Origin of the sequence: Segeticoccus rhizosphaerae, assembly GCF_009192725.1 — a bacterium.
Lineage (GTDB): Bacteria > Actinomycetota > Actinomycetes > Actinomycetales > Dermatophilaceae > Segeticoccus > Segeticoccus rhizosphaerae.
In genome coordinates this window covers 1-5,537 of the sequence record NZ_VOHR01000254.1, presented here as the reverse complement: position 1 = coordinate 5,537, position 5,537 = coordinate 1, and the positions used below count along the sequence as shown (strand labels likewise).

6 protein-coding genes are annotated in these 5,537 nt (G+C 70.7%); 5 read left to right on the top strand and 1 reads right to left on the bottom strand.

Annotated features, from left to right (window positions below):
• Nucleotides 1-140 precede the first annotated feature (140 nt).
• Nucleotides 141-1,331, top strand: coding sequence for a glycogen synthase (gene glgA, locus FRW57_RS16480; RefSeq protein WP_152186508.1), 1,191 nt, complete (start codon nt 141-143; stop codon nt 1,329-1,331).
• Here the strand turns inward: glgA and FRW57_RS16475 are convergent.
• The gene (locus tag FRW57_RS16475; RefSeq protein WP_137121600.1) at nt 1,310-2,080 is read right to left on the bottom strand and encodes a hypothetical protein; all 771 of its coding nucleotides are present in this window, start codon (nt 2,078-2,080) and stop codon (nt 1,310-1,312) included. The two genes, glgA and FRW57_RS16475, sit on opposite strands and share 22 nt — an antisense overlap.
• Nucleotides 2,081-2,331: 251 nt before the next feature.
• Here FRW57_RS16475 and FRW57_RS16470 point away from each other — a divergent pair, with 251 nt between their 5' ends.
• From FRW57_RS16470 to FRW57_RS16455, 4 genes are all read left to right on the top strand, one after another.
• Nucleotides 2,332-3,117, top strand: a complete 786-nt coding sequence (locus FRW57_RS16470; protein WP_137121601.1) for an ABC transporter ATP-binding protein — start codon at nt 2,332-2,334, stop codon at nt 3,115-3,117.
• A gap of 276 nt (nt 3,118-3,393) precedes the next feature.
• Complete coding sequence (locus FRW57_RS16465) at nt 3,394-3,858, top strand: hypothetical protein (protein WP_137121602.1); 465 nt, start codon at nt 3,394-3,396, stop codon at nt 3,856-3,858.
• A gap of 154 nt (nt 3,859-4,012) precedes the next feature.
• Nucleotides 4,013-4,492 (top strand): NfeD family protein, encoded by a 480-nt coding sequence (locus FRW57_RS16460; protein ID WP_137121603.1) that lies wholly within the window; start codon nt 4,013-4,015, stop codon nt 4,490-4,492.
• The coding region (locus FRW57_RS16455) for an SPFH domain-containing protein (protein ID WP_152186507.1) at nt 4,485-5,537 on the top strand (1,053 nt) is incomplete at its 3' end. The genes FRW57_RS16460 and FRW57_RS16455, both read left to right, overlap by 8 nt.

Sequence of the window (5,537 nt, the reverse complement as noted above, 5' to 3'; positions counted from 1 at the left end):
GTCCGATGCTCCTCGCCGCAACGGCCCGGCGCAACGGCCCGGCGCAACGGCCCGGCGCAACTGTCCGGCCGAGGCCGCGACTGCCGCTCAGGTGGCCGCGGACCTCGCCGGAACGGCTTCCGACGGCTACGGTGCGAGTCGTGAGAGTCGACATCCTGTCCAAGGAGTACCCACCGAACGTCTACGGCGGGGCCGGCGTCCACGTCGCCGAGCTCGTCCTCGCGCTGCGTGCACGCGGGGATGTCGATGCGCGGGTGCGAGCGTTCGGTGAGCCGCAGCAGGAGCACGGCACCACCGGCTACCGCGAGCTGCCGCAGCTGGCGGAGGCCAACGCCGCGCTGCAGACGATGGGGGTCGACCTCACCATGGCCGCCGACTGCATCGGGGCGGACGTGGTGCACTCGCACACCTGGTATGCCAACTTCGCCGGCCATGTCGCCTCGCTGCTCGGCGGTATGCCGCACGTCGTCAGCGCGCACAGCCTCGAACCGATGCGCCCGTGGAAGGCCGAACAGCTCGGCGGCGGCTACGCCCTGTCGTCGTTCATCGAGCGCACGGCCTACGAGTCGGCGGCGGCCGTCATCGCGGTCAGCGCCGGGATGCGCACCGACGTGCTGAAGAGCTATCCGCAGATCGAGCCCGACAAGGTGCACGTCGTCCACAACGGCATCGACTCGGAGCAGTGGGCCCGCGCCGAGGACCCGGAGGTGCTGCACCGTCACGGCGTCGACCCCGACCGGCCGTCGGTCGCCTTCGTCGGGCGCATCACCCGGCAGAAGGGCCTGCCCTACCTGCTGCGCGCCGCTCGCGAGCTGCCGCCCGAGGTCCAGCTCGTGCTGTGTGCCGGTGCGCCGGACACCCCGGAGATCAAGGCCGAGGTCGAGGGACTGATCGAGCAGCTGCGGCAGAGCCGCGACGGGGTCGTCTGGATCGCGGAGATGTTGCCGCGGGCTGAGGTGATCGCGCTGCTTTCTGCCGCAACGGTGTTCGCGTGCCCGTCGGTCTACGAGCCGCTCGGCATCGTCAACCTCGAGGCGATGGCGTGCGAGCTGGCGGTGGTGGCCACCGCGACCGGCGGCATCCCGGAGGTCGTCGTCGACGGCGAGACCGGCTGGCTGGTGCCGATCGACCAGATGCAGGACGGCAGTGGTGTGCCCGTCGATCCCGACGTCTTCGTGTCCGACCTCGCGACGGCGCTGCGGGAGGCGGTCAGCGACCCCGACCGGGCCCGGCGCTTCGGGCTGGCCGGGAGACGGCGGGCGGTCGAGCACTTCTCGTGGGGCACGATCGGTGACCGGACCATGGCGGTCTACGAATCGGTCCTGTCCTGACGCAGACCGGCCAGGTTGAGGCACGCCACGTTCGTGGCCTCGGCGAGCGCCGAGTCGGCAGCGGCCCGGACCTGCCGGAGCGCGCGTCGTCGCTCTTCGGTCGAGTGCCCGTCGAAGGAGTGCAGCTCGGGATCCAGTCCGAGCTCCGCCACCCAGGAGATCCGCGCGGCCAGCGCGATGATCCGCAGCGCCCGGCTCGGCAACCCCTCGGGGATCGCCCAGTCGCCCGCGCGCACTCCCTCGACCGCCGCCTCTCGAAGCACCCGGCCACCCAGCGGTGAGGCGTCGATGTCCTCCAGCCTCGTGGTGAGGTGGATCAGGCTCTCCCGCAGCCGCAGCTCCACGTCGGCGAGGGCCACCGCCTCGAGCCGGTGGATCGGGGTCGGATCGCAGTCGTATGCCGTCCAGATGACCTGGGTGCCCACGTCACCCTCCGGTCCGTAGTCCTCGACGGTCGGGACGAGCGCGCCCCCGATGCCCGGGACGAAGACGCACTCGCCGGCCTCGGTGGCGGCGCCCGACAGCGCGAGGGGACCGTGCGGCATACCGGACAGGTCCCCGGGGCGGGGGAGTGCCACGAGGACCGCGGACTCGCCGAAGTCGTGCCAGACGGTCAGGCGGTCGAGGTCGCCGGCCACGTGGTCCACGTCGGGCAGGGCGCGTTCGGCGACCTGCTGCATCGGGATCTCACCGGCCAGCCCGGCCGTCGCCCAGAGGGCCACGCGCACCGAGGCGGGGAGCGACGTCACCGCGCCATCGTAGTTGCGGCAGAGGCGCCGTCGGGTGCGTCGCCCGCCGGTCGGCCGAAGCCGTGGCCTAGGGTCGTCGCCATGAGGAACCACCCCACGAAGAGCACCCCAAGAAGTCCTCGCTCGTGCCTCGCTCGGTACTTCGCGGAGACCCCGCTCTCCTCCGCTGCGCTGCCACCCCGGGAGGTTCTCCGCTGCAGTCCGATACCTCCTGGGGACCCCGGCCTCCGATACCTCGCGAGGATCCCGGCATGAGCGACGTCCTCGAACTTGCTGGCGTGAGCGTGGTGCGCGGCGGCAACACGCTGCTGGACGACATCAGCTGGGAGGTCGAGGAGGGCGAGCGTTGGGTCGTCCTCGGCCCCAACGGTGCCGGGAAGACGACCCTCCTGCAGATTGCCGCGGGAAGGATGCACCCGACGCGCGGCGTGGCCGGGGTGTTGGGCGAGGTGCTCGGTGCCGTGGACGTCTTCGAGCTGCGGCCCCGGATCGGGCTGGCGAGCTCGTCCATCGCCGAGCGGATCCCCGGCGACGAGGTGGTCCGAGACGTCGTGGTGACGGCCTCCTACGGCATCGTCGGCCGGTGGCGGGAGGACTACGACTCCCTGGACCACGCCCGGGCCACCGAGCTGCTCGAGGCCCTCGGCGCCGCTCACCTCGCGGACCGGACGTTCAACACCCTGAGCGAGGGCGAGCGCAAACGGGTGCAGATCGCTCGGGCCCTGATGACCGACCCCGAGCTGATGCTGCTGGACGAACCGGCAGCCGGACTCGACCTCGGCGGTCGCGAGGACCTGGTCGCGCGCCTGGGCAACCTCGCGGCCGACCTCGCCGCTCCCGCCCTGGTGCTCGTGACCCACCACGTCGAGGAGATCCCACCCTCGTTCACCGACGTCCTGCTCCTGCGGGAGGGGCGGGTCGTGGCCGCGGGGCCGATCGAGCTCGCCCTGACCGAGGAGCACCTGTCGGAGACGTTCGGCCTGCCGCTCGAGCTCGACCGTCGCGGTGACCGCTGGTTTGCCCGGGCCCGGGGCTGAGCCGGCAGCTCTCCACCGTGCACCTCGGGTGGCCTGCGGCACCACCAGTTGAGGTTCCCGCTCGGGGGCGGCCGAATCGCAGGTCGCGCTGGCACTAAGTCCCGACGCGCCGCACGACACGCCGGTATGGCGTCCGCGCACCCCGGTAGTGCCAGCGCGAGTCGCGATGCACAGCCGCGGCGACGGCGGGCAGGGCGTTCGGGTGTCGCCTTGGGTCCGTGGGCTGGGAGGTACAACGGGCCACTCGCCCGGGACGACGCGTGGGATAGTCGGGCAGTGCCCGATCCGCTCAAGTACGCCGTCATCGAAAGAGAGCGCCGTTACGTCCTGGCACGCCTGCCGGACGGTGTCTCTGCCGTCCGGGAGATCGTCGACCGTTACCTGGTCAACACACGTCTTCGACTGCGCGAGGTGCGAGAGAGCGACGGAACGGTCGTTCGCAAGCTGGCGCACAAGGTGCGGCTGACCGACGGCCCGGCCGAGGTCGCCTCCACCAACTTCTACCTGGACGAGCAGGAGTGGGCAGTACTCGTGGCCCTGCCTGCACGAGTGCTTCGCAAGAGACGTCACCTGGTCCGACGAGACGGCACGCTCGTCGCGATCGACGAGCACGAGGACGGGACACTCGTCGCGGAGATCGATGACGGCGAGCACCCCTCGCAGGACGTGCCCGAGTGGCTCGACATCCTGGAGGACGTGAGCGACCAGGAGCGATGGACGGGCGCGCACCTCGCCCGGTGAGCCCGCACTCCCGCAAGACCGGACAGCGATCCTGGCCCGGGGCGAAAGGTCTCGGTCCGGACTCTTCCGCCCGCCGGCGGCGTGCCCGCCGTATCGTGCCCATCCTCAGGACGTAGCCTGAGCACGAGGGTTGGACTCGGAGGAGCGTGGCGAGATGTCGTGGCTGGATGACAACAGTTGGCTGGCCTGGCTCGGTCTGGCCCTGGCGCTGGTCGCCGTCGAGGCGGCTAGTGTCGACTTCGTGTTCCTGATGCTCGCGGGGGGAGCCCTGGCAGGATGCATCGCGGCCGCGGCCGGGCTGTCGTTCGTCTGGCAGGTCGTCGTGGCGGTGATCGTGGCGGCGGTGCTCGTCCTCACCGTCCGGCCCCTGCTCAAGCGCCACTTCATGGCCACCATCGGCGACCACAAGATCGGCTCGGCCGGACAGATCGGCCGCACCGCGGTCGTCGTCAAGACCGTGACCGAGCAGGACGGTCGCATCCAGTTGTCGGGGGAGACGTGGTCGGCGCGTCTGGCCCCGGGGACGACCGAGTGCCTACCCGGGCAAGAGGTCCGGGTCGTTTCCATCGAGGGGGCCACCGCGATCGTGACTGCGCTCGCGGCCGGCCGGAAGTCGGAGCTGAACCATGGATAGCAGTGGATTCAACCCCGGGTGGATCATCGCCCTGATCATCCTGATCCTGGCGGTCATCGTCATCTGGCGCACCATCAAGATCGTTCCCCAGCAGAGCTCGCTGATCATCGAGCGGCTCGGACGTTACTCCCGCACGCTGACGCCGGGCATCCACTTCCTCGTCCCCTTCGTGGACAAGGTGCGGGCCAACGTCGACCTGCGCGAGCAGGTCGTCTCCTTCCCGCCCCAGCCGGTGATCACCTCCGACAACCTCGTGGTGAGCATCGACACGGTCATCTACTACGCGGTCATGGACGCCAAGTCCGCGGTCTACGAGATCGCCAACTTCATCCAGGGCATCGAGCAGCTCACCGTTACGACCCTGCGTAACGTGATCGGCTCACTGGACCTCGAGCAGACCCTGACCAGCCGCGACATGATCAACGCCCAGCTGCGCGGGGTCCTCGACGAGGCCACCGGCAAGTGGGGCATCCGGGTCAGCCGGGTCGAGCTCAAGTCGATCGAGCCGACCGCGTCGATGCAGGACGTCATGGAGAAGCAGGCTCGCGCCGAGCGTGACCGACGCGCGGCGATCCTCACCGCGGAGGGCTTCAAGCAGAGCCAGATCCTGACCGCCGAGGGTGAGAAGCAGTCGGCGATCCTGACCGCCGAGGGTTCCGCCCAGGCGCGCATCCTCGAGGCCCAGGGCCAGTCGCGGGCCATCCAGCAGGTGTTCGACGCCATCCACCGCGGGAAGCCGACGCAACGCCTGCTGGCCTACCAGTACCTCCAGGTGCTGCCGCAGCTCGCCCGCGGCGACAACAACAAGATGTGGATCATCCCGAGTGAGCTGACCGAGGCGCTCAAGGGGATCGGCAGTGCGCTCGGTGCCCCCGACGGTGGCCGCTACGACGGCCCGGCCGATGACGACGAGTGGGTCGACACCGGGGAGCGGCAGCCCTCGGCGTTCGACGACACCAACCTCGAGGACCCGGCGCAGGCCCTCGCCGAGGCGCGGGCGCAGGCCCGCGGCGCCACGGCCGAGGCCGAGGAGCACGCCCAGCCG

Bases quoted from the DNA above. Each gene is read 5' to 3' on its own strand.
- FRW57_RS16470 (WP_137121601.1), top strand. From the start codon at position 2,332: ATGAGCGACGTCCTCGAACTTGCTGGCGTGAGCGTGGTGCGCGGCGGC.
- FRW57_RS16460 (WP_137121603.1), top strand. From the start codon at position 4,013: ATGTCGTGGCTGGATGACAACAGTTGGCTGGCCTGGCTCGGTCTGGCC.